We start from the raw sequence: 21,581 nt of genomic DNA, 5'->3' as shown, positions 1-21,581 counted from the left end.
CGTCACCGCGTTGCGCATTTTTGCCGCTGCTGGATGCAGCAAGCGGTCGAATCCTGTGTTACTTCTTCATCAATCAGGCACTGTGACCAGCATCGGAATGCGACAATGACCTCAGAATTTCTATCCCATCTGCGCAAGGAACTTGTCGGCTTGAAAGAAGCCGGTCTCTACAAGGCCGAGCGCGTCATCACGTCCAAGCAAGCCGGTGAAATCGCCGTTGTCGGTGGGGCCCGCGTGCTCAATTTCTGCGCCAATAACTATCTCGGCCTGGCCGACAACGAGGAGCTTGCCGAGGCCGGGAAGAAAGCGCTCGATCGCTATGGCTACGGCATGGCTTCGGTCCGCTTCATCTGCGGCACGCAGGAAGAGCACAAGCAGCTCGAGGCCCGGATTTCGGCCTTTCTCGGCATGGAGGATACCATCCTCTATTCCTCCTGCTTCGATGCCAATGGCGGGCTGTTCGAGACGCTGCTGTCCGAGGAGGATGCCATCATCTCTGATGCGCTCAATCACGCCTCGATCATCGATGGCGTGCGGCTCTCCAAGGCCAAGCGCTTCCGTTACGCCAATAACGACATGGCCGCTTTGGAAGAAGAGCTGAAGAAGGCCGAGGGCAGCCGCTTCAAGCTGATCGCCACCGACGGCGTCTTCTCGATGGACGGCATCATCGCCAATCTTGGCGGCGTTTGCGATCTCGCCGAGAAATACGGCGCGATGGTCATGGTCGACGACAGTCACGCCGTTGGCTTCGTCGGCGCGCACGGTCGCGGCTCGCCGGAACATTGTGGCGTCGAGGGCCGGATCGATATCATCACCGGCACGCTCGGCAAGGCGCTCGGCGGCGCTTCTGGCGGCTATACTTCCGCCAAAGGCGAGATCGTCGATTGGCTGCGGCAGCGCTCGCGCCCCTATCTCTTTTCCAACACGCTGGCGCCGGTCATCGCGGCTGCCTCGCTGAAGGTCTTCGATCTGATCGACAATGGCGACGCCTTGCGGGCGCGGCTTCGCAGCAATGCCGAACTCTTCCGCAGCGAAATGACCAAGCTCGGCTTCACGCTTGCCGGTGCCGATCATCCGATCATTCCAGTCATGCTGGGTGATGCCAAGCTGGCGCAGGACATGGCGGCGCTGATGCTGAAGAAGGGTGTCTACGTCATCGGCTTTTCCTTCCCCGTCGTGCCCAAGGGCCAGGCGCGCATCCGCACGCAGATGTCGGCCGCCCACTCGAAGGCCGATGTCGAGCGGGCGATTGCGGCCTTTGCGGAAGCTGGACGAGAACTCGGAATCATTTGAATTGGTTGGGGAGAACCGATCATGTCGAACATGATGAAAGCGCTGGTAAAATCGAAGGCGGAGGTCGGGCTGTGGATGGAGCATGTTCCGGTTCCCGAAGTCGGGCCGAATGATGTGCTGATTCGGGTCAGGAAGTCGGCGATCTGCGGCACCGATGTCCATATTTGGAACTGGGATCAATGGGCACAAAAAACCATTCCCGTGCCGATGGTCGTCGGCCATGAGTTCTGCGGCGAGATCGCCGAAATCGGTTCGGCTGTCACGAAGTACCATGTCGGCGAACGCGTCTCCGGCGAGGGGCACATCGTCTGCGGCAAATGTCGTAACTGCCGTGCGGGCAGGGGACATCTCTGCCGCAATACGCTCGGCGTCGGCGTCAACCGTCCCGGCTCGTTCGGCGAATTCGTCTGCATTCCCGAATCCAACGTCGTGCCGATCCCCGACGATATTTCGGATGAGATCGCCGCGATTTTTGATCCGTTCGGCAATGCGGTTCACACCGCGCTCTCCTTCGATCTGGTCGGCGAAGACGTACTTGTCACGGGCGCAGGGCCGATCGGCATCATGGGGGCCATGGTTGCCAAGCGCTCTGGTGCGCGCAAGGTCGTCATCACCGATATCAATCCCACCCGGCTGGCGCTTGCCCGCAAGGTCGGCATCGATCACGTCGTCGACGCTTCGAAGGAAAACCTTGCCGATGTGATGAAATCCGTCGGCATGACCGAGGGCTTCGACGTCGGGCTGGAAATGTCGGGCGCGGCACCGGCTTTCCGCGACATGATCGACAAGATGAACAATGGTGGCAAGATCGCCATTCTCGGCATCGCGCCGGCGGGCTTTGAGATCGACTGGAACAAGGTCATCTTCAAGATGCTGAACCTGAAAGGCATCTATGGCCGCGAGATGTTCGAGACCTGGTACAAGATGATTGCCTTCGTGCAGGGCGGTCTCGATGTATCGCCCGTCATTACGCACCGCATCGGCATCGATGATTTTCGCGAGGGCTTCGAGGCCATGCGCTCAGGCAATTCCGGCAAGGTCGTCATGGACTGGAATTGATCCTGACTGTCGATTTCCTGCATCGACAATGGCATGCGATGTCGGAAATGTGCAGCTTTCTTTAGGATGCTCTTGTCATCGCGCGGGGACTTCCTAAATACGGGAAATAATGGTTTATGGCGCACCGAGCCTGTGGATAAGGCTTTTTCGCGCATTTAACGTGCTTTTTTACCGGAAAAGCTTGACGAGAACAAAAAATCTAGGAATCACCGTTTAACTTCGGGAAGAACGGTAAACTGGATCAAGCGGATCACCTAATACCATGGCCGGAAATCCAAACGCAATCCAGCTTTGCAATCCGGTAGAGGTGATCGTGGTTAATCGGGCATTAAAGGTCATTCCGTTAGGTGTTTGTCGGTGAGTCGAGGCTGGCGCAGGGCGTGCCGGCCTGATTGAAATGTTCTACCGCGTGTAAAGTTTGCAGCGTCAGGGAAAGCGACGATATAGAGATGGCAACCAAGGTCAAAGAGAACGAAGAAGCTGAAGTCGAACGCGACGGCACCTCCGACGGCCCGCTTCTCGATCTTTCCGATGACGCGGTCAAGAAGATGATCAAGGCCGCGAAGAAGCGCGGCTACGTGACGATGGACGAGCTCAATGCCGTTCTGCCCTCGGAAGAGGTGACATCGGAACAGATCGAAGACACGATGGCCATGCTTTCGGACATGGGCATCAACGTCATCGAGGATGAAGACGTTGAAGAGGCGGGTACGCCTTCCAACGACGATGACGACGCGAGCGGCGACGAGGAAGGCGAAGGCGGCGAGCTGGCTCCTTCCACCGGGTCTGCGCTTGCGACCGCCAAGAAGAAAGAGCCGACCGACCGTACTGATGACCCGGTGCGCATGTATCTGCGCGAAATGGGCTCCGTAGAGCTGCTGTCGCGCGAAGGCGAAATCGCCATCGCCAAGCGCATCGAGGCCGGCCGCGAAACCATGATCGGTGGCCTCTGTGAGAGCCCGTTGACGTTTCAGGCGTTGATCATCTGGCGTGACGAGCTCAACGAGGGCACGACGCTGTTGCGCGAGATCATCGATCTCGAAACCACCTATTCCGGTCCCGAGGCAAAGGCTGCTCCGCAGTTCCAGAGCCCCGAGAAGATCGAGGCTGACCGCAAGGCTGCCGAAGAAAAGGAAAAGGCTCGCCGTGGCCGTTCGCCAAGTGGCGACGACGATATTACCAATGTCGGCGGCGAAGGCCTGCCGATGGAGGAAGAGGAAGAGGACGAAGACGAGTCCAGCCTTTCCCTGGCAGCCATGGAAGCCGAGCTTCGTCCGCAGGTGATGCTGACGCTCGATACCATCGCCGAGACCTACAAGAAGCTGCGCAAGCTGCAGGATCAGCAGGTCGAACAGCGTCTGTCTGCTTCCGGCACGCTGTCGTCGGCGCAGGAGCGCCGCTACAAGGAGCTGAAGGATGAGCTGGTCAAGTCGGTCAAGTCACTGTCGCTGAACCAGAACCGCATCGACGCTCTCGTCGAGCAGCTCTATGACATCAACAAGCGTCTCGTGCAGAACGAGGGTCGCCTGCTGCGTCTTGCGGAATCCTATGGCGTCAAGCGCGACAGCTTCCTGGAGCAGTATCAGGGTGCCGAGCTCGACCCGAACTGGATGAAGTCGATCGGCAATCTGGCCGCGCGCGGCTGGAAGGAATTCGCCAAGAGCGAAAACACCACGATCCGTGACATTCGCCAGGAAATTCAGAACCTTGCGACCGAAACCGGCATTTCCATCTCGGAATTCCGCCGTATCGTTCAGATGGTGCAGAAGGGCGAGCGCGAAGCGCGCATCGCCAAGAAGGAAATGGTCGAAGCCAACCTGCGCTTGGTCATCTCCATCGCCAAGAAGTACACCAACCGTGGCCTGCAGTTCCTCGACCTCATTCAGGAAGGCAATATCGGCCTGATGAAGGCGGTCGATAAGTTCGAGTATCGCCGCGGCTACAAGTTCTCGACCTATGCAACGTGGTGGATTCGTCAGGCAATCACCCGTTCGATCGCCGACCAGGCACGCACGATCCGTATTCCGGTGCACATGATCGAAACGATCAACAAGATCGTTCGCACGTCGCGCCAGATGCTGCACGAGATCGGCCGCGAGCCGACGCCGGAAGAACTGGCCGAAAAGCTTGCCATGCCGCTCGAAAAGGTGCGCAAGGTACTGAAGATCGCCAAGGAGCCGATCTCGCTCGAAACGCCTGTCGGTGACGAAGAAGATTCGCATCTGGGCGATTTCATCGAGGACAAGAACGCGCTTCTGCCGATCGACGCCGCCATTCAGGCAAATCTGCGCGAGACGACCACCCGCGTTCTGGCATCGCTGACGCCGCGCGAAGAGCGCGTGCTGCGCATGCGTTTCGGCATCGGCATGAACACCGACCACACGCTCGAAGAAGTCGGTCAGCAGTTCTCGGTTACCCGCGAACGTATTCGCCAGATCGAAGCCAAGGCTCTGCGCAAGCTCAAGCATCCGAGCCGCAGCCGCAAGCTCAGAAGCTTCCTCGACAGCTAAGGCCCTGGCGCAAGCCGGTATTGGCAGTATACGAAACGGAGCCCGGTTCGCGAAAGCGAGCCGGGCTTTTCATTGAGGGCATCGGCATCAAAGGTCTGAGCATGGCGGGTAAGCGGCAATTCATGGAAACACCCATCCCCGTCCCGCTGCGTGATCTGCTGGCCGGTTATGAATGGCGGCAGGATGCGCTCGGGCGTTCTTCGGCGCATGTTTTCCGGCTTGAGGCCGATGGGTCTGCGCCTGTTTATCTCAAGACAGAGCCTGTGGACCCCTTGAGCGAGCTGGCCGGCGAGGTCGCGTGGCTGCGATGGCTGCGCTCTCAGGGCCTTGCCTGTCCGGAGATCATTGCCCATGCGAAGGACGAGGAGCGCGAATGGCTTTTGATGAGCGCGCTTCCCGGCAGCGATCTTGTCAGCGCGGAGCTGATATCGCCGGCCGAACGTGTCCGTCTTCTGGCGGATGCGTTGCGGCGATTGCACGCGATCGACATCGCTGCCTGCCCTTTCGATCATCGATTGGCGAACAGAATTGGCGATGCACGGGCGCGTCTGCTTGCCGGCCACGTTGATGAGGATGATTTCGATGAGACCCGCTTGGGGCGCTCGGGGCATGATCTTTTCAGAGAACTCGAGGAGAAAAGGCCTGCGACGGAAGACCTTGTCGTTACCCATGGCGATGCCTGTCTTCCGAATTTCATAGCCGATGATACGGGCTTCAGTGGTTATATCGATTGCGGCCGCCTCGGCATTGCCGATCGCCATCAGGACCTGTCGCTTGCCTGCGGCAGCATCGAATATAATTTCGGCTCCGCGCTGGTTGCCGATTTCCTCAATGCCTATGGGCACTTCGAGCTGCATCCTGAAAAGATGGCTTACTATCGGCTGTTGGACGAGTTTTTTTAACGGTGGACGGGTGGGTTTGGCGCCCGTGCGATCACGCAGGTTTGTTTTTGAAGCATTGCGGATCGCCCGGAGGCCTGACAAGTTCGATTTTGATGGCTGCCTCTTTCTTGGCGTGCTGTCGGATACCATATGTCAGCGGGCTTGGAAGTCTTCTGATCTGTTTGCCGGCAAGGATCGAATGAATCGATGCGCAGTTCCCTCTTGATTGTTTTCTCTTCGCGAGCCATCCGCTGAACGATGGAAAAGGTTGCGGAAAAACGGGATAAGGAGACGAGGCCGGGCTTTGTCCTGTCGATCCTCCTGCATGTCCTGTTTGTGGCTATCTTTCTGCTGCCGCTGTTGCCCGCGCCGCCACAGGCAAAGCCCGAGCAGAGCGTCAACGTCGAGCTGGTGCCGCAGCCGGAGGAAAAAAAGGAGATCGCGACGAAGGAGAACGAGAAGCCCGATCAGCCTCCGAAGCCCGTTCAGAAGCCCGATGAGAAGCCAGCGCAACAGACCGCTGAAGCTCAAGAGCAGCCGCAGCAGCCCGAGGGAAAAAAGGCCGACGAACAACCACCAAAGCAATCCGACCCTCAGGGCAAGGAGCCGACGGACAAGCCATCACCCAAATCGGATGAGGCCAAGGCCGACAAGCCTGAAGAGCAGCCGGAAAAGCCTGCGCCCAAATCTGACGATGGCGGCACTGACAAGCCCGTCGAGAAAGCGGACCAGAAGCCCTCTGCGACGGAGACGCCATTTCCGGATATGAAGGGCGAGGAGAAGGACGCGACGACCACGCAGGAGGCGGAAGCCTCAACGCAGCCGAGCGACACGCCGCAGACGCCGCCGAATGATGCCGCCGCGCAACAGGCTGAGGCACAGGCTGCTGCTGCGGCAGCTGCAGAAGCTCAAGCCCAAGCTCAAGCCGAGCAAGCTCAACAGCAAGCCGATGCCCAGAGCCAGGAAGCAAATGCGGCCAAGCCGCCGGAAAGCGATTCGACCGCCAAAGCTGCCTCTTCGGCTCCCGATGTGCTGGCGACCAACGAACCCTCTGATCAGCAGGTGCAGCAGCCGCAGGCGCAATCGACCGATCAGAATGATCCACAGGCGCAAGCCGCCGCGCAGGTGCCCCCATCTGATCCGCAACAGCAGCCTACCGCCAATGAAGCCAAGGATGAGGCGAAAGCCGAGCCGCAGATTGTTGTTCCCACAGTGAGGCCGTCTCCGACGGAGCAAGCTTCGCAAAGTCAGCCTGCTTCGAGCAGTCAGGGGGGGCAGACCGGCGGTACCGCATTGGTGACTGAACCGCAGCCGCCCAAGTCCGACGCACCGAAGAGGGCCGTCCAGGCCAAGAAGCTTTATTCGAGCGCGGAGATGTCGCGCCTCTCGAAGAGTGACTATGATGCCTGGAAGAAGCTGCCACGTAGGCAGCGTGTCGCCTACCTCTGCAACTCCGAGGAAAAACTCCAGTACCGTCACGATCTCGGTGCCGTCGGTTATGTGAATTCTGCCCTGTCTCCCGCGATGGTTTCGGACACCAGCCTGTTCGGCGAAGGGGTGGCGGTGCAGACCCAAAATGATTGGCAGAGAGTGGCGTTTACCTGTGAGGTGGACAGCGACGCGTTGAAGGTGGTCGCTTTTTCCTACACCGTCAGGGGGCGCGTTCCCCCAAGCCAACTCGACAAGCTGGGCTTTGCAGGAAATTGAAACGGCAAGATCGCCCGCCACATCCACCTGAAACAATAGTTTATTGTCAGCTCAATCGAAATTCGGCTCGTTTCATCATACAATTGCCTGTATCTACCTGATTCAATTCTCCTCCCGTCACATTGTACGATTCCGATGTCCTCGATTACAGCCGATCCCAGTTCCGCGGCCGCTGGCCGCTCCGCCTTGCGCGGTGTCCTTGTGGCATTCGCGTCTTATGCCGTCTTTGCCTTCAGCGATGCTTCGATCAAGATCCTGCACGGCGTGGTTCCGTCCTATCAGGTCGCCTTCATCGGCGCGCTGTTTGGCTTTGCCGCCGTGCCCTTTCTGAAAAAGCGGGAGGACGGCTGGCTTGATATGGTGAGGACGTCTAACCGGCCGCTGTGGCTGTTGCGCTTCATCTGCGGCGCGACCGGCGCCATCTGCTCGGTCATCGCATTTACCAAGCTGCCAATGGCGGAAGCCTTCGCGCTTCTCTTCCTGCTGCCGTCTTTCGTGACGATCCTCTCGGTGATCTTCCTGAAAGAGGATGTGCGCTGGCAGCGCTGGACAGCGGTCATTCTCGGCTTCATCGGCGTGCTGATCGTCTTGCGGCCAGGCTTTCGCGAGCTCTCGATCGGCCATCTCTGCGCTGCGGTGGGCGGTCTTGCGGCGGCGATTTCGATCGTCATTAATCGTGCGCTCGGCTCGAAGGAAAAGCGCATCTCGCTTTATGGTGCCGGCCTGTTCGGCACTTTGATTGTCAGCGGCTTTCTGATGCTTTCGGAGGTTATGGCGCCGACGGCGACGCAATGGATCTTCCTCGCGAGCTATGGTCTGTTAGGTGCGATCGGCAACGTGCTGCTGATGAATGCTGCACGCATGGCGCCTGCCAATCTGGTTGCGCCGCCGCAGTACAGCCAGATGATCTGGGCGATTATTTTCGGCTATCTGCTGTTCAATGACAGCATCGATATGCCCATGGCCTTCGGCATCGCCCTCATAATCTTCTCCGGCCTGCTGACGCTGGCGAGGGAGCGCAGGCGCGGTACCCCGCTGCCGGCCGCCGTTGCCGGCAACACGCAGGCGGCATTGGCAACAACCCAGGATGAGGACACAGCCATACCGGAACGATAGCAGGGCTGGAAGGAAGACGAGCGAGATTGCCAGCTGTACCCGTATCGGATTAGGCTTCGCCATCATCCTCGAGCGAGTGATGCTGTTTCCGTGGGGAAGCGATACGCATGAGATCCAGCCAATTCAGGATATTCCGCTCTCAAGTTACGGGCATCGAGGCCGTGAAGGCGGCAACGGGGCACAGCTTCCCCAAGCATACCCATGATCAATTCGGTATCGGTCTTATCGAGGCCGGCGCACAGATGTCGCTCAGCGGGCGTGGGATGGTGCGGGCGGAGGCTGGAGACGTCATCAGCGTCAGTCCAAACGAGGTGCATGACGGCATGCCCATCGGCGAAAGCCGGGCATGGTCGATGCTCTATTTCGATCCACGATTGATCGGCGATCTACTTGAGGATATCGGGGAAGGGCAGATCGGCGAGATCGAATTTCCGGCCCCTGTCATCCGCAATGGCCAGATAGCCGCATGTTTCAGCGCCTTGTTTCCGCTTGTGGTCGATCGGGCTGAGCCCGCGGATGGGTTGCTGCGGGATGGGCTATTGTTATCGCTGGTCGCCGCCGTGATGAGTGAAGGCGAACGGACGGCGCGCGATATCGCTGTCCCCGCGCCCATCGATCGGGCGCGCGACATGATCGACGATGATCCTGCTGCACCCCTAACGCTTGGCGAGCTATCCGATGCCTGTGGGCTGAGCCAATTCCAGTTCCTGCGCGCATTCAGCAAAGCGATGGGGCTTACTCCGCACGCTTATCTGATGCAGCGTCGTATCCAGGAAGTGCGGCGGCTGATCGCAACAGGCACGCCGCTGGCTGAAGCTGCCTTTGCCGGTGGCTTTGCAGATCAAAGCCACATGACGCGCCTGTTCGTGCGCAATTTCGGCATATCGCCCGGCGCCTATGCCGCCGCCTGCTGAGGCTTCTGCAATTTCATTCAAGACCTTGCGATGATGACAGGGTCTTCTGAAATGCAAAACCGGACATGCAGAAGGAGAGGCCATGTATTTTCGCCACTCGAACGAGATGTGGAACGAGTTCCCCGAACTGGTTCCGGGCGTGTTGTTTGCCGACGGGATCACCGCTGATGCCGCCGTCACCGATCGCCTCAATGGGTATTATGCGACTGCGACGGAGCGGCTGGCGCAAGGTCCCGAAAGTGAGATGCCTGAGATTCAGGCCTGGCGGCGCTGCTTCTCGAAAATGGGATTGAAGCCCACTCAATATCGCTGCGCCTCGGAGGCTCTGTTGCGTCGTTTCCGCCAGGAGGGTTCGCTGCCGCGGCTTCATCCGCTCGTCGATCTCTGTAACGCTGTTTCCATCGCCTTCGCCATTCCTGTTGCCGTGTTCGATCTCTCGAAAATATCTGGTGATCTCGAGGTGCGGTATGCTCATGGTAGCGAATCCTATCTGACATTTTCCGGAGATGTCGAGCGTCCGGAGCCTCGCGAGGTGGTCTTTGCCGATGCAGCAGGGCAGGCCCACGCCCGGCGGTGGACCAATCGGCAAAGCGGTTTTTCTGCGGTGCGGGAGGACACGCGATCCGTGCTCATCGTGGCGGAAGCGCTGCACGATTCCGCCGCCAGCGATGTGCCGCGGCTGATCGATACGATTGCCGCCGAGCTTGCCGCTGTCTGGTCGCTGGAGGCCAGGCGGGGATTGCTAAGCCGCTCATCACCGCGATTTGATCTCCCGGCGGAGACGAATGCCCAACTGGAACCGAAACGAGGTTGACAAGCGGCGCGTTCAGGCAGAGCAGGGGCTACAGAGATTTTGACGATTGAGAGCGCATGTCTCCGCGCATCGGCGCCGGAAGACGAAGAAGGCCCATGGATACCCTGCAGAACCTAGACCGGCCGGGCGTGCTCGGTCACCCCGGCTACCGTTCATTTGTGGCGTCGCGCGTTTTCTCCTCGATAGGCTTTCAGTCGGTGACCGTCGCCATGGGCTGGATGATCTATGATCAGACTCATAGCGCCTTCTATCTCGGCCTGGTCGGCCTCTGCCAGTTCCTGCCCATGGTCATCCTGACCTTTGTCGTCGGCCATGTCGCCGACCGGTTCGACCGGAGGCGCATCGGCCTTGCGTGCCAACTGGTCGAGGCTCTGACGGCACTGGTGCTGGCCGTTGCCGTCTGGCAGCACTGGATCGGTCCCGCGGGCATTCTGGCTGCCGTCGCCGTCATGGGTGCGGCTACCGCTTTCGAGCGCCCCACAATGGCGGCGCTCCTGCCGAATATCGTCCCGCCCTCGCTGCTCCAGGTCGCGATCGCGACCTCGACGTCGATGATGCAGACGGCCTTCATCATCGGCCCGTCGCTTGGCGGCCTGCTCTATGGCCTCAATCCGGTGGCGCCGTTCGCTGTCTCGGCAATGCTGTATGTCATCGCGAGCAGCAACGTCATTTCGATCCGTGTCGAGCGGGAGCAACCATCGTCGCGGGAGCCGGTCACGCTGAGCTCCGTCTTTGCCGGCGTTTCCTTCATCAAGAGCAGGCCCGTAATGCTGGGGACGATCTCGCTCGATCTGTTTGCTGTCCTGCTGGGCGGTGCAACCGCGCTCCTGCCGATATTCGCCCGCGACATTCTGCATGCCGGCCCCTGGGGTCTTGGCCTGTTGCGTGCGTCTCCGGCGATCGGTGCCTTGGTGATGTCGATCTGGCTGGCCCGGCGGCCCTTGCAGACCGATGTCGGCAAGAAGATGCTGTTTGCCGTGCTGATTTTCGGCGTGGCCACCGTCGTGTTCGCGCTGTCGAGTAACATCCTCCTCTCCGTCGCCGCACTGTTCGTTGTCGGCGCTTCGGATACGGTCAGCGTCGTGGTGCGCAGCTCGCTCGTGCAGCTTTTGACGCCGGATGCGATGCGTGGCCGCGTCAACGCCGTGAACTCACTCTTCATCGGCACGTCCAATCAGCTCGGCGAATTCGAGTCCGGCATGCTGGCCAGCGCTCTCGGACCGGTGTTGACCGGCATTGTCGGCGGTGTCGGCACCATAGTTGTGGTGCTGCTGTGGATGCGGCTCTTCCCGGATCTCACCAGGGTCAAGACGCTCAAGGGCTAGCCCAAGCGACAATCCCTGCAGCTTGCCTGGCTGTCGCCGAGCCCGATATCCCTCAGTAAATGGTCGTTCGCCGCATCGAGCGTATTGGGCCTGCCTTTCGATTTCAGCTGGGGCAGCCTTTCGCTGTTATGTTCGCGGATTGCTTGATCCAGCCACCGGGCAATCCATCGCGCCCAATCATTTCCATGAAGATTTTTCATCTATCGGAGCCTTATGATTTCTTGAGATGAATGGATGCGCTCGAAAATTTGTGATGTATAATGAAGCTTCTCGCAATCGAACATGCAGGGTTTTCATGGGTAAGAGGCCGCTTCCACCCCTGCCGGTGTTGCAGACATTTTGTGCCATTGTCGAAACCGGCGGTTTTGGCCGCGCCGCGGAGCGGATCGGGCAAACCCAGACCGCCGTCAGCCATCAGCTCGCGCAGCTGGAAGGATGGATTGGCGGGCGCCTGTTCGATCGTGGCCGAAACGGTGCAAGGCCGACGCCACTCGGCGCGCGGCTGCATCCGGCAATTGCCGGGACCATCTCCGAGCTGGAGACGGCGCTCTATCAGGCGCGGGCGAGTATTTCTGTTCGTAGCGTTGCCGTTTCCGTCTCGCCGGAGTTTTCGAGCCAATGGCTGGCATCGCGGCTGCCGGATTTCTGTCAGCGACATCCGGAGATCGAATTGAAGATGGCCGTCGGCTACCAGCGTCCGGATTTCCGGCCCGGTGGGATTGATCTGGCGATCTGGCTTGGCCATGCCGACGCAGGCCTTGTTGAGGAGGTATTGCTGGCGGACGAGGAGTTCGTCGTCAGCTCGACGGCTCTTTCCGAACGTTTACCCCCGCGCAACGCCATAAGGGCGGCGCCGCTGCTGCGCTATGCCGGCATGAGCCACACGATACTGGATTGGCAGCGTTGGCACGGGCAGATCACCGGCGGGATCGGCGAGGCAGGCGCGCATTTCGATATCATCCGGGCTGTGGAGAACAGCGAGCTGTTCCAATCCTTTGCCGACATGCTTGAGGCGTGCCGGGAAGGGCGCGGCTTCGCCCTTGTGCGCAGCTCATTGGTTGCGCGGGATATTGCCGAGGGAAAATTGGTGCGTTGTTTTGTCGAGGTTCAGCCGGCACCAGTCAGCTACAACCTGCTCTATCCGCCCAATGCGCTGGAGAACCCTTCGGCAGCATTGTTTCGCAATTGGTTATTGTCGCAAGCTCGTTCGCCCGGGTGAGGCGTTGGGTAACGCACTCCGGTCTCAATCACGCAATCTTATCAGGCCTGCTTCGGTGGGGGTGAAACCGAGCTTTCGATAGAAGCCGGTGAGATGCGGTTCGAAATCGACATGCAGCCACTCCGCGCCACGCTGGCGGGCGAGGATCGTTGCTCGCTCGACTAGGCCGGTCGCGATACCTTGACCTCGGAATTCCGGGTCGACACAGGTATCGAGAATGAAGGCGTGGATGCCGCCATCCCAGGCGACATTGACAAAACCGATTAGCCTCGGGCCTGCAAATGCGCCGACATGGGCGAGGCTTCTTGCGAGGATAGGCGAGAAATCGCGCATGGAGGGATCATTCCATGCACTCGTCCAGAGAGCGCCAAGGGCTTTATTTCCAGGATTTGGATCGTCCCTGTACTCTATTTGCATTTGAATCACTCGGGCGGATCCGTCTGTTGGGCAATCGTTGAAAAAAGTGAGCGTCCCATGTCGGATAGTGATGTGTTCGATCGTCATTCTGACGTGAGTGTAGAACAGAGGAGGCTCAAATGTCCTATGTGGATGGTTTTATCCTTGCCGTGCCGAAAGACAAGATCGAGGCATACAAGGCGCAGGCGCGCAGGGCCGGGGAGGTTTGGAGGGAACATGGTGCTCTCAGCTATGTGGAGGCCATCGGCGACGATGTGCCCTATGGAGAACTGACATCCTTCCCTCGCGCAGTGCTGGCAACCGAGGATGAAGTGGTCGTCTTTTCCTGGATCACCTACGAATCCCGGCAGAGCCGCGACGAGGTGCTGAAAAAGGTCATGGCCGATCCACGCCTACAAGACGATATGCAGAATATGCCCTTCGATGGCAAACGCTTGATCTATGGCGGCTTCGAGATCTTCCTCGAGACATAGCCGCCGGACTTGACATTGCGAGTGTTGCGGCAGACCTGATGCCGATTACAAACACTATTGTCGGAAGAAGCCATGCCGCAAACCGTCATCACGCTCGCCACTCGTGCGCAGGGACTTTACGAGTTCACCGATCAGGCCGCGGCTTTCGTCCGTGATGCAACGGCTGGCGGCGGCGAGGGGCTTTTGACCGTCTTCGTGCGGCACACATCCTGCTCGCTGCTCATTCAGGAAAATGCCGACCCGGATGTGAAGACGGACCTCGATACCTTCTTCCGGCGGCTGGTGCCGCCCTCCTCGGACCCGTCAATGCGCTGGGTCGTGCATACGATGGAGGGGCCGGACGACATGCCGGCGCACATCAAGGCGGCCCTGACGCAAGTCTCGATCGGCATTCCCGTCATGAATGGCCGCTTGGCGCTCGGCACATGGCAGGGCATCTATCTTTTCGAGCATCGTGACCGGCCTCACCGGCGTGAAATTGTCCTGCATCTCTCAGTCTGATTTCTGAAATCCTCGCGTCAACCGATTGTTAACCCTCATGAATACAATCTGAATGGCGAGTTCGCGTTCGGTTCAGCTTGGCCGACGTAACCTGCACTCAATCCCAAAGGCGTCGAGCCGGATCCCGGGATTGCAACAATCCGCAGCAAGGATTTGAAGGAGAAACACCCATGACCAATCTTTTCACCAAGGTCGGTATTGCCGCTCTGATCGCGCTCGGCGGTATCTCCGCAACGGCCGCCACCGCATCTGCCAATGATTTTCACCCCGGCATCCAGCAGGCGCGCTATGATCACTATCGCGGCCGTTCGTGCTCGCCGGTTCTGGCTGTTCAGAAGGCACGCGACATGGGCCTGCGTCGCGCCCGCATCGATAACATCACGCCGCGCCGCGTCGTTGTCGAAGGTTTTGGCCGCCGTGGTCCGGATCGCGTCGTTTTCGCCAATGCGCGGGGTTGCCCGCTGATCCGCCGTTGATGCCGGCTGCAAGAGCGCTGACGTTTTCCACATATATTCGATAGTTCCGAAGCCGCCTCCGCTCACGAGGCGGCTTTATTTTTTAACATTGTGCTATCGTGGCGCATCTGGTGTCATTTTAGCGTTCATTGTACCTGACGAGTAGAGGTACCGTCGATTCTGCTCGTTTCAGCGTCTCACGTTATCTCTCGGCACTCGCTCGGCAAGTATTGCAGGAGCGAAGGAAAGGCTTTTTTGCTCCATGGAGGACACAATGAGACACTTGCTGGCAAAGTTGGGGGTCGCCACTGCCATCGCAGTTACTGCGTTGTCGGGAACGGCGGATTTTGCTTCCGCGCAGGGCGTGGATATTTATGTCGGTCCCGGCCGCCATCGGCCGCCACCGCCGGATTATAACAACCCGCCGCCACGCTTCGACCGTCGCCGCGGCTGCGATGCGCGTGAGGCCCTGGATGTCGCCCGCAGCTATGGCTTGCGCCGCGCTCGTGTCGTGGATGTGACGCCGCGCCGCGTCATCGTCGATGGCTTCGGTCGTCGCGGCCCGGATACGATGATGTTTGCGAATGTGCGCGGTTGCCCGCTGCTCGGCCGCTGATAGAACAACGGGCGCCTGTCGCGCCCGTTCTTGCCTGTTTGATCTTTTCGCCTTTTGGCGGGGGCCGCGGAACCGCCCTTTGCTCGATTCGGATGAATCTGAGCGAAGGGCGGTTTTGCTTTTGATTACGGCTGGATCGCGTAGGTGATGCTGACCGAGGCGTTATATTCATTCTCGCCGGTTGCGACGGGAACGGCCTTGTCCATCGGCGCTGCGGCAGACATGGCGCGCATGTAGGGCTGCGGCGGAGCGGCAATGCCGCCTTCATGGATCGCGATGACGCGGCCGAGCTTGACGCCGGCGGCATCCGTCAAGGTTTTCGCCTTGGCGGCGGCATCGGCGACGGCCTTCTTGCGGGCGTCTTCGAGCACGGCATCCGGCTTGTCATTGGTGAACTGGATATCGCCGCCCTGGTTGACGCCGAGCTTGATGGCCTGGTCAAGCAAGCCGCCGAGCTTCGAGAGGTCGCGCACGCGAACGGTCAGGCCGTTGGAGACCTGATAGCCGTTGAGAACCGGCGGCTGGGTATGGCCATCCTTGTCATTCGGATAGGTGTATTGCGGCTGAATGGAGAAGCCCGAGGTCTGCAGGTCGCGCTCGGCGATGCCGCTGTCCTTCAGCGTTGCCAGAACGGCGCCCATGGCCTTGTTGTTCTGATCAAGCGCATCCTGCGCCGTCTTTGCCTGCTGGACGACCGCAAGCGTCACCACGGCCATATCCGGCGCGATGGCGGCATGTCCTTCGCCGGTGACCGTGATGACGGCCTCGCGCGGCTTGGCGTCCTCGGCAAAGGCTGCGGCCGCAGGTACGAAAAAAGTGGCGCTGACAAGAGCGGCAAGGACAAAATCTCTGGTTTTGGTCAGTGGCATAGTTCGTTCCTTGGTTGATGGTCCCTCAGGATTCGCTTTTGCGGATTGATTGTGAAGGTATTACGGCAGTCCCTTGTCGGAAAAGAGAAATTGGGCTAGAGCCATCTCGGCTTTCGGAGAACCATTGCTCCGGAGTCGCGCGCGGGGATCCTTTCTCGTGCCGGGCCTGTAGCTCAATGGTTAGAGCCGGCGGCTCATAACCGCTTGGTTGGGGGTTCGAGTCCCTCCGGGCCCACCATTTTTAATGTTGCTCGCATCATACGTGTGAGCGTTTGCACGCCAAATTGAGCAAAGCGCCCTCATTGGTTGCGAGGTATTGGCATATTACTCCGATTTGCTCGCATTCGCTGCATTTGAGTGTCGCCAAACTTCTGCTGCGGGAGGCAGAGTAATTTAATTTATCCGTAATTCCTACGTCTCTGCCTCGCAGAATGAGGGACAAACGTTGCTGCGGCCGGTCCTTTTAAATTAGAATTCGAAATCTTAGCACCAATCAGCTTTCGAAATGCATTTCGGGGTCCTGATTTTCCGTCGTAATTCCTATGGCGCAAGTATCGGCGCTCGCCCTTCGTGCGATCTATATCCTATTATTCCAACCGGGGATTGATTCGGGGGAATCTGAGTGGCAGACGTCGACGTTGATAAGCAAAGAGAGGCCACCGCATCCATACGCGGATATCTTTACCAGTTGGATGCCGCTCTGCTGGAAATTCTCAACGCAGGCCTTGATGATCAGATCGTTATCGAAGGAATCGAGGACTTCGACCGTTATTCGGGCGATGAGATCACCTACAGCCAGGTCAAATACTACGCAGGCAAGGAACTAACGAACAGCGTTCTTCGCGAACCTTTGTTTAAGCTCTTTCAGCATTTCGCGAAATTGAAGCCCGACGCGCGAAGGAACCGAAAGTACGTTCTCTACGGGTTTTACGCCGACGTTAAAATCTCAACGGATGAGCTGACGGTCGACCGCTTTAAAGAGGTGATGGAAGTCGGTGAATTCCTTCCAGATGCCCAAGGCGTTAAGCGGCTCCACAAGAAGTCGCTTATTGATCCAGCTACCATGGCCGATGAACTCATAGAGGAGTTCTGCAAGGCGTTTCGGATCATATTGTCGAAGGAATATTCCGAACATCGTGTCGATGTGATAGCGGCCGTCAAGAAGGCTCAGGGAATTTCCATCCTGGAAGCTGAAGGATTTCACTACCCGCGTGCGTTTGATTTCATTGCCACGATGGCAACCAAAGCCGATCACCGGGAACGGACGACTTGTCTGCGGGCGCTGCAGGGGCACTTGGCCGGTACACAGGCAATTCACAGTCGATGGCTTTTACGCGAGAAGGACGCCGCCGAATATGGCAAGCATATGCGACGCCTCTATTTCGCTGCGAACAATAGCGCAGGGGTTGTCAGAGCGTTCGTTCTTGATGTTGGTAAAGCTGACAGCGGCGCAATTTGCGACCAGCTACGCGAGATCGCTCGGAAATGGAGTTCTGCCAAAAGCAAAACCACTCCAAATGCCGACCGATATGCACCCTTCATCGTTTTGCGCGACGCGACCGCACAATTGATTTCAGATGTTAAGAACGAACTGTTCGACACCGGAACCGATTTTGTTGATGGCTTTCCTTACCAGGGGTCACCGTTCAGAGCTGAACACATCCACACAGCCCAAACAAGAGAACGGTTGATAGCTATACGATTCGCGGACGACACTGATCAACTGCTTGAAGCACTCGACGGTGTCGGTCGGAAACTATGCCATTTCTACGACTTTTTCTTAGAGAGACCGCTGGTAGTCAAATTGCCAGGTGCAAAAAGCCGGATGTTCTCGATCCCAATCAACGACATTTCCATAATCAGAAGAATTGTATGAGGTAAACATGACCGAAGAGATAGCGAACGCTGAAGTCGTTGCCGTATATCCAAATAAGGTGCGCGTGGCGGTTGATGACCTAATCAATTTCCAAGCGGCCGGGGAATCTTTGCGTGTTGGCTCGTTCCTCAAGGTTTCAGACAACGACAATGTATCGCTGATCTGCATTATCGAGAGCTTTTCCATCGAAATGAAATCGGTCACCGTTGACGGCGTGCCGGATTCCAAACGCGTGTACATGATCGATGCATATCCGCTCGGAACGCTCAAAGACGGTAAATTTAATCGAGGTGGTGACGAGCTGGCGATCCCGCCGAAAAAGGTCGTGCCTGCCACTAAAGAAGAGATTGCGGCAATTTATGCGGAGGCGTTTGAGGAAAAGGATCGCTTTTGCTTTTCCTCGCTGACGAGGCAACGTGACATCAAGGTCCCTGTTCACGGAGACCGATTTTTTAACAAACATGTCGCCGTGGTCGGGGCTTCGGGTTCCGGGAAGTCATCAAGCGTGTCGTCAGTCCTTCAGCGTGCCATAGCGGCGAAAACAGGCGAGTACCAGGGCCTGAACAACTCTCATATTCTGATATTCGACCTACACTCTGAATATGCATCCGCTTTCCCAAAGGCCAACGTCATTACCGTTGACGATCTCGTTCTGCCTTACTGGCTGCTGAACGAGGACGAGATGGAAGACATGTTTTTGGAATCGGGCGACAACAATAATTACAATCAAGAATCCCTGCTGCGATCTATCGTGACCATCGCAAAGAAGATCGCCAATCCAAATGTCGAGAAGGTGAATTTCGACAGTCCACTGCGATACGACATACAGAATGTTGCGAACGCTTTCCGCAATCTTACGCGCGAAACGAAAGATGCTGACAATTCTCTACATATCAAATTCAAGGACGGCACTGCGAAAACATTCGATGACGTCGAAGGTCAGCTTGAGCACTACTGCAAAGCGTTGCATGAGTTCGCTTTACCGGAACGCAGCAAGATAAATAAAGGGCCATATGCCGATGGCAGCATCGACAAATTCGAGCGGCGCATAAGGTCAAAGATATCCAATTCACGGCTCGATTTCATCTTCGGCGCAAAGGCAAAAGCTGCGACCTTGGAGCAAGTGTTGGAGCAATTCACTGGCTACAAAGCAGGTGCTGAAGCGAACATAACCATCATCGACTTGAGCGGCATACCATTCGAATTGCTTAGCATCACTGTCTCATTAATCTCCAGATTGATGTTCGATTTCTGCTATTATGCCCGCCGCGCGGACAAGGCGACCGAGCAACCGTTTCTTATGGTCTACGAAGAGGCCCACAAATATGCCCCCAAGAGCGGCCTTGCTCGCTATAAGGCGTCATTGGCAGCCATCGAACGGATCGCTAAGGAGGGCCGCAAGTACGGTATCAGCTTGCTTATCTCCAGCCAGCGGCCGTCGGAAATCTCTGAGACAATCTTCTCTCAATGCAGCAACTTCCTGGCGATGCGCCTGACCAATCCAGATGACCAAAGTTATGTACGGCGGCTTTTGCCTGACACGCTCGGCAATTTGACAGAAGGGATGCCAGCGCTTGAACAGGGTGAGGCCCTTTTGATTGGGGACGCCGTTATTATGCCCTGCGTTGTCTACGTCGAGAAATGCGACCCTGAACCAGCATCGAGCGACGTCAAGTATCTTACGCTTTGGAAAGACGAGTGGAAGAAGATCGACTTCAAGAGACGTGCCGAGAGCTGGCGTGGCTAATACCATATCTCGATGTTGCTTAGATAAGCGACAATCCTGCCGATTCGCCTGGCGCTACATACCGTAAACCGGTAGGCGTGGCGCGACATTTAACTCGAAAGTGCTCTTGGGCTGGCGTCCCAGGTACGTAATGCTTGGATAGCCCCGCCAATCCAAATCTAGCTGGACGCCATACTCTCCCAGCATCGATCTCTGCGCCATCTTTTTGGGCGCATTGGCGTCGTGCCCGAGCGTTGCCTCAATGTTCGGCTGCGAGAGATACAGTATCGTGTGAGCTACCAAGCGCGTCCCAGCAGTCGCTGCTGACCGGTCTCCCAAAACAGACGGATCGAGCCCATACGAAAAGGTGTTTGTCGCCTCAAGCAACGGTTTCCCAAGCGGGATTTTGATGTGATAGAAGCGTGTCAGGCCTTTTAAGAGGTCTCCGGCATTCTCGTCTTCGTCAACGAACTTTGGATCGTTGCAGACCAGGATCACGTCGAAGACGACCTCTCCGTGTTCACTTACTTCGTGAACATACGCTCCTTCGAAAAATATCCCTTCAGCCGAATCGACCGTCAGGTTTTTCTGTTCCCCAAAGGAAATGAAGATTGTTTCATACGGTAAGCGTTCGTTCTGGAACGTCAATCCGGCCAGGCTGGCAGATTGAAATTGCTTTACTAGATTTGAGATATCGAACAGGCGATCACCATGGACCATGACGTCAGTGGCCAAAGGCTGAAGTCCTACGAGAGTTTCAAACCGCTCAAGGCGTTCATCGTCGCGCATGCCTGCGAATTCTTTTGAAGAGGCCCAGTTTTTTATGATTTCCTGCTGCTTGTCCGTGTTGCGAAGATCAGAATTCAGCAGAGTTTCTCTGTGATTGTTCGCAAGCGCATGTACCCGGTTCTCAAACAAGGTATCAAACATGATCGTGCGAGAGGGATGTGGGTGGCGCATTGATCGTTTCCGGAATTCACGATAACGATTTTTGCATCTGATTTTGCAAAGGAAAAGCGGGCGGGTGCGTGGAAAGGCTTGAGGGGCAAGTTTACGCAATAGGTGACGTTCACGGTCGAGCAGATTTGCTCCGTCCGCTGCTGGACGCTATCGAAGCTGACGCTGGAGATTGCCCCGCGCAGGTCGTTTTCCTTGGTGACATCATCGACAGAGGGCCGGATAGCAAAGAGGCTCTCGAACTCGTTGATGAGGCCTTCGACAGATTTCCAGGATCGCAACTTATCCTTGGAAATCACGACGAGTATCTTTTATTGGCGCTAGAAGGCCTCCTGACAGATAGCGACGCGGTAAACTGGCTTGACGGAAACGGTGGCCGGGCAACGACCGAGTCGTATCTGCCAGGCACCCGTCCGTCCGTCGGCCAGTTCGCTGATTTTGTCTGCAATTACTATCAGCATCATCATACCCTGTTAAAAGACGCCGTCTGTCAGGTTTTGGTGGGTGATTATTGTCTCGTCCACGCCGGGATTCGACCCGGAATCGCTCTCGATTCCCAATCCTCAACCGATACGCGGCTCATTCGTGACGACTTTCTCTCGCACTCGGGCTCTTTTGAGAAAGTTATCGTGCACGGGCATTCAGTAACGCATTCGGGATTGCCAGAGGTCTACCCGAACCGGATAGCACTGGATACCGGAGCTTACGCGACGAACCGGCTGACGGCGTGCAAATTAGATGCCGGGAATGCGCTGACCTTTCTCATCACAAGGCTGAATGGTGTCGAGGTAATCGTCGAACGCACGTCTCCTTTGAGATAGCAATACACCGCCTGCCGGTTGTTTAACCGGTC

20 protein-coding genes and 1 tRNA gene are annotated in these 21,581 nt (G+C 57.5%); 18 read left to right on the top strand and 3 right to left on the bottom strand.

All coding sequences use genetic code 11. The features are described 5' to 3' along the window. Window positions 1-105 precede the first annotated feature (105 nt). The 10 genes from A6U86_RS06920 to A6U86_RS06870 all read left to right on the top strand — a co-directional run bounded on the left by A6U86_RS06920 (window position 106) and on the right by A6U86_RS06870 (window position 12,838). Window positions 106-1,293, top strand: a complete 1,188-nt coding sequence (locus tag A6U86_RS06920; protein WP_068388144.1) for a glycine C-acetyltransferase — start codon at window positions 106-108, stop codon at window positions 1,291-1,293. 21 nt (window positions 1,294-1,314) lie between these two features. After that, window positions 1,315-2,352: an L-threonine 3-dehydrogenase gene (gene tdh / locus A6U86_RS06915; RefSeq protein WP_068388141.1), complete on the top strand. Its 1,038-nt coding sequence runs from the start codon at window positions 1,315-1,317 to the stop codon at window positions 2,350-2,352. A gap of 449 nt (window positions 2,353-2,801) precedes the next feature. After that, window positions 2,802-4,862, top strand: coding sequence for an RNA polymerase sigma factor RpoD (gene rpoD / locus A6U86_RS06910; RefSeq protein ID WP_068388138.1), 2,061 nt, complete (start codon window positions 2,802-2,804; stop codon window positions 4,860-4,862). A 122-nt stretch (window positions 4,863-4,984) separates the two neighbouring features. Continuing rightward, the gene (locus A6U86_RS06905; protein WP_068388619.1) at window positions 4,985-5,764 is read left to right on the top strand and encodes an APH(3')-II family aminoglycoside O-phosphotransferase; all 780 of its coding nucleotides are present in this window, start codon (window positions 4,985-4,987) and stop codon (window positions 5,762-5,764) included. Between the two features lie 390 nt (window positions 5,765-6,154). Continuing rightward, the gene (locus A6U86_RS06900) at window positions 6,155-7,450 is read left to right on the top strand and encodes a DUF930 domain-containing protein (RefSeq protein WP_244509845.1); all 1,296 of its coding nucleotides are present in this window, start codon (window positions 6,155-6,157) and stop codon (window positions 7,448-7,450) included. Between the two features lie 135 nt (window positions 7,451-7,585). After that, window positions 7,586-8,566 (top strand): DMT family transporter, encoded by a 981-nt coding sequence (locus tag A6U86_RS06895; protein ID WP_068388132.1) that lies wholly within the window; start codon window positions 7,586-7,588, stop codon window positions 8,564-8,566. Window positions 8,567-8,673: 107 nt separating this feature from the next. Next, window positions 8,674-9,480, top strand: coding sequence for an AraC family transcriptional regulator (locus tag A6U86_RS06890; RefSeq protein ID WP_068388129.1), 807 nt, complete (start codon window positions 8,674-8,676; stop codon window positions 9,478-9,480). Window positions 9,481-9,562: 82 nt separating this feature from the next. Then, complete coding sequence (locus A6U86_RS06885; protein ID WP_068388125.1) at window positions 9,563-10,294, top strand: B3/4 domain-containing protein; 732 nt, start codon at window positions 9,563-9,565, stop codon at window positions 10,292-10,294. Between the two features lie 95 nt (window positions 10,295-10,389). After that, entirely contained in the window at window positions 10,390-11,619 is a 1,230-nt protein-coding gene (locus A6U86_RS06880) for an MFS transporter (protein ID WP_068388616.1), read from the top strand. A gap of 295 nt (window positions 11,620-11,914) precedes the next feature. Beyond that, complete coding sequence (locus A6U86_RS06870) at window positions 11,915-12,838, top strand: LysR substrate-binding domain-containing protein (protein ID WP_068388120.1); 924 nt, start codon at window positions 11,915-11,917, stop codon at window positions 12,836-12,838. Window positions 12,839-12,862: 24 nt separating this feature from the next. Here A6U86_RS06870 and A6U86_RS06865 read toward each other — a convergent pair whose 3' ends face one another. Next, on the bottom strand, window positions 12,863-13,255 hold the full coding sequence (locus A6U86_RS06865; protein WP_068388118.1) for a GNAT family N-acetyltransferase: 393 nt from the start codon (window positions 13,253-13,255) through the stop codon (window positions 12,863-12,865). A gap of 119 nt (window positions 13,256-13,374) precedes the next feature. Here A6U86_RS06865 and A6U86_RS06860 point away from each other — a divergent pair, with 119 nt between their 5' ends. From A6U86_RS06860 to A6U86_RS06845, 4 genes are all read left to right on the top strand, one after another. Continuing rightward, window positions 13,375-13,728 carry a DUF1428 domain-containing protein gene (locus tag A6U86_RS06860; RefSeq protein WP_068388115.1) on the top strand — a complete coding sequence of 118 codons (354 nt, stop codon included), beginning with the start codon at window positions 13,375-13,377 and terminating at the stop codon, window positions 13,726-13,728. Window positions 13,729-13,800: 72 nt separating this feature from the next. Then, the gene (locus tag A6U86_RS06855; RefSeq protein WP_068388112.1) at window positions 13,801-14,229 is read left to right on the top strand and encodes a secondary thiamine-phosphate synthase enzyme YjbQ; all 429 of its coding nucleotides are present in this window, start codon (window positions 13,801-13,803) and stop codon (window positions 14,227-14,229) included. A gap of 170 nt (window positions 14,230-14,399) precedes the next feature. Beyond that, window positions 14,400-14,705 carry a hypothetical protein gene (locus A6U86_RS06850; RefSeq protein WP_068388108.1) on the top strand — a complete coding sequence of 102 codons (306 nt, stop codon included), beginning with the start codon at window positions 14,400-14,402 and terminating at the stop codon, window positions 14,703-14,705. A gap of 253 nt (window positions 14,706-14,958) precedes the next feature. Further along, window positions 14,959-15,300: a hypothetical protein gene (locus A6U86_RS06845; RefSeq protein ID WP_068388105.1), complete on the top strand. Its 342-nt coding sequence runs from the start codon at window positions 14,959-14,961 to the stop codon at window positions 15,298-15,300. Window positions 15,301-15,425: 125 nt separating this feature from the next. Here A6U86_RS06845 and A6U86_RS06840 read toward each other — a convergent pair whose 3' ends face one another. After that, window positions 15,426-16,169 carry an SIMPL domain-containing protein gene (locus A6U86_RS06840; RefSeq protein ID WP_068388102.1) on the bottom strand — a complete coding sequence of 248 codons (744 nt, stop codon included), beginning with the start codon at window positions 16,167-16,169 and terminating at the stop codon, window positions 15,426-15,428. A gap of 162 nt (window positions 16,170-16,331) precedes the next feature. Between A6U86_RS06840 and A6U86_RS06835 the strand changes: the two genes are divergently transcribed. The 3 genes from A6U86_RS06835 to herA all read left to right on the top strand — a co-directional run bounded on the left by A6U86_RS06835 (window position 16,332) and on the right by herA (window position 19,792). Next, window positions 16,332-16,407 (top strand) — tRNA-Ile (locus A6U86_RS06835). Between the two features lie 384 nt (window positions 16,408-16,791). Next, the gene (locus A6U86_RS06830; protein ID WP_068388099.1) at window positions 16,792-18,045 is read left to right on the top strand and encodes a DUF4297 family anti-phage-associated protein; all 1,254 of its coding nucleotides are present in this window, start codon (window positions 16,792-16,794) and stop codon (window positions 18,043-18,045) included. Window positions 18,046-18,052: 7 nt separating this feature from the next. After that, a complete protein-coding gene (herA, locus tag A6U86_RS06825; protein WP_068388097.1) occupies window positions 18,053-19,792 on the top strand; it encodes an anti-phage-associated helicase HerA in 1,740 nt (579 codons plus the stop codon). A 54-nt stretch (window positions 19,793-19,846) separates the two neighbouring features. On the opposite strand, the gene A6U86_RS06820 is transcribed toward herA, so the two are convergent. Beyond that, window positions 19,847-20,731 carry a hypothetical protein gene (locus A6U86_RS06820; RefSeq protein ID WP_141683650.1) on the bottom strand — a complete coding sequence of 295 codons (885 nt, stop codon included), beginning with the start codon at window positions 20,729-20,731 and terminating at the stop codon, window positions 19,847-19,849. Window positions 20,732-20,799: 68 nt separating this feature from the next. On the opposite strand from A6U86_RS06820, the gene A6U86_RS06815 reads away from it, so the two are divergent. Beyond that, a complete protein-coding gene (locus A6U86_RS06815) occupies window positions 20,800-21,549 on the top strand; it encodes a metallophosphoesterase (RefSeq protein WP_068388091.1) in 750 nt (249 codons plus the stop codon). Window positions 21,550-21,581: the final 32 nt, after the last annotated feature.

It is taken from the genome of Rhizobium sp. AC27/96, from assembly GCF_001692325.1.
In the GTDB taxonomy this organism is placed as follows: Bacteria; Pseudomonadota; Alphaproteobacteria; order Rhizobiales; family Rhizobiaceae; genus Rhizobium.
This window is presented reverse-complemented; position numbering and strand designations above follow the sequence as displayed.

Bases quoted from the DNA above. Each gene is read 5' to 3' on its own strand.
- A6U86_RS06920 (WP_068388144.1), top strand. From the start codon at position 106: ATGACCTCAGAATTTCTATCCCATCTGCGCAAGGAACTTGTCGGCTTG.
- tdh (WP_068388141.1), top strand. From the start codon at position 1,315: ATGTCGAACATGATGAAAGCGCTGGTAAAATCGAAGGCGGAGGTCGGG.
- rpoD (WP_068388138.1), top strand. From the start codon at position 2,802: ATGGCAACCAAGGTCAAAGAGAACGAAGAAGCTGAAGTCGAACGCGAC.
- A6U86_RS06905 (WP_068388619.1), top strand. From the start codon at position 4,985: ATGGAAACACCCATCCCCGTCCCGCTGCGTGATCTGCTGGCCGGTTAT.
- A6U86_RS06895 (WP_068388132.1), top strand. From the start codon at position 7,586: ATGTCCTCGATTACAGCCGATCCCAGTTCCGCGGCCGCTGGCCGCTCC.
- A6U86_RS06890 (WP_068388129.1), top strand. From the start codon at position 8,674: ATGAGATCCAGCCAATTCAGGATATTCCGCTCTCAAGTTACGGGCATC.
- A6U86_RS06885 (WP_068388125.1), top strand. From the start codon at position 9,563: ATGTATTTTCGCCACTCGAACGAGATGTGGAACGAGTTCCCCGAACTG.
- A6U86_RS06880 (WP_068388616.1), top strand. From the start codon at position 10,390: ATGGATACCCTGCAGAACCTAGACCGGCCGGGCGTGCTCGGTCACCCC.
- A6U86_RS06870 (WP_068388120.1), top strand. From the start codon at position 11,915: ATGGGTAAGAGGCCGCTTCCACCCCTGCCGGTGTTGCAGACATTTTGT.
- A6U86_RS06865 (WP_068388118.1), bottom strand. From the start codon at position 13,255: ATGCAAATAGAGTACAGGGACGATCCAAATCCTGGAAATAAAGCCCTT.
- A6U86_RS06860 (WP_068388115.1), top strand. From the start codon at position 13,375: ATGTCCTATGTGGATGGTTTTATCCTTGCCGTGCCGAAAGACAAGATC.
- A6U86_RS06855 (WP_068388112.1), top strand. From the start codon at position 13,801: ATGCCGCAAACCGTCATCACGCTCGCCACTCGTGCGCAGGGACTTTAC.
- A6U86_RS06850 (WP_068388108.1), top strand. From the start codon at position 14,400: ATGACCAATCTTTTCACCAAGGTCGGTATTGCCGCTCTGATCGCGCTC.
- A6U86_RS06845 (WP_068388105.1), top strand. From the start codon at position 14,959: ATGAGACACTTGCTGGCAAAGTTGGGGGTCGCCACTGCCATCGCAGTT.
- A6U86_RS06840 (WP_068388102.1), bottom strand. From the start codon at position 16,169: ATGCCACTGACCAAAACCAGAGATTTTGTCCTTGCCGCTCTTGTCAGC.
- herA (WP_068388097.1), top strand. From the start codon at position 18,053: ATGACCGAAGAGATAGCGAACGCTGAAGTCGTTGCCGTATATCCAAAT.
- A6U86_RS06820 (WP_141683650.1), bottom strand. From the start codon at position 20,731: ATGCGCCACCCACATCCCTCTCGCACGATCATGTTTGATACCTTGTTT.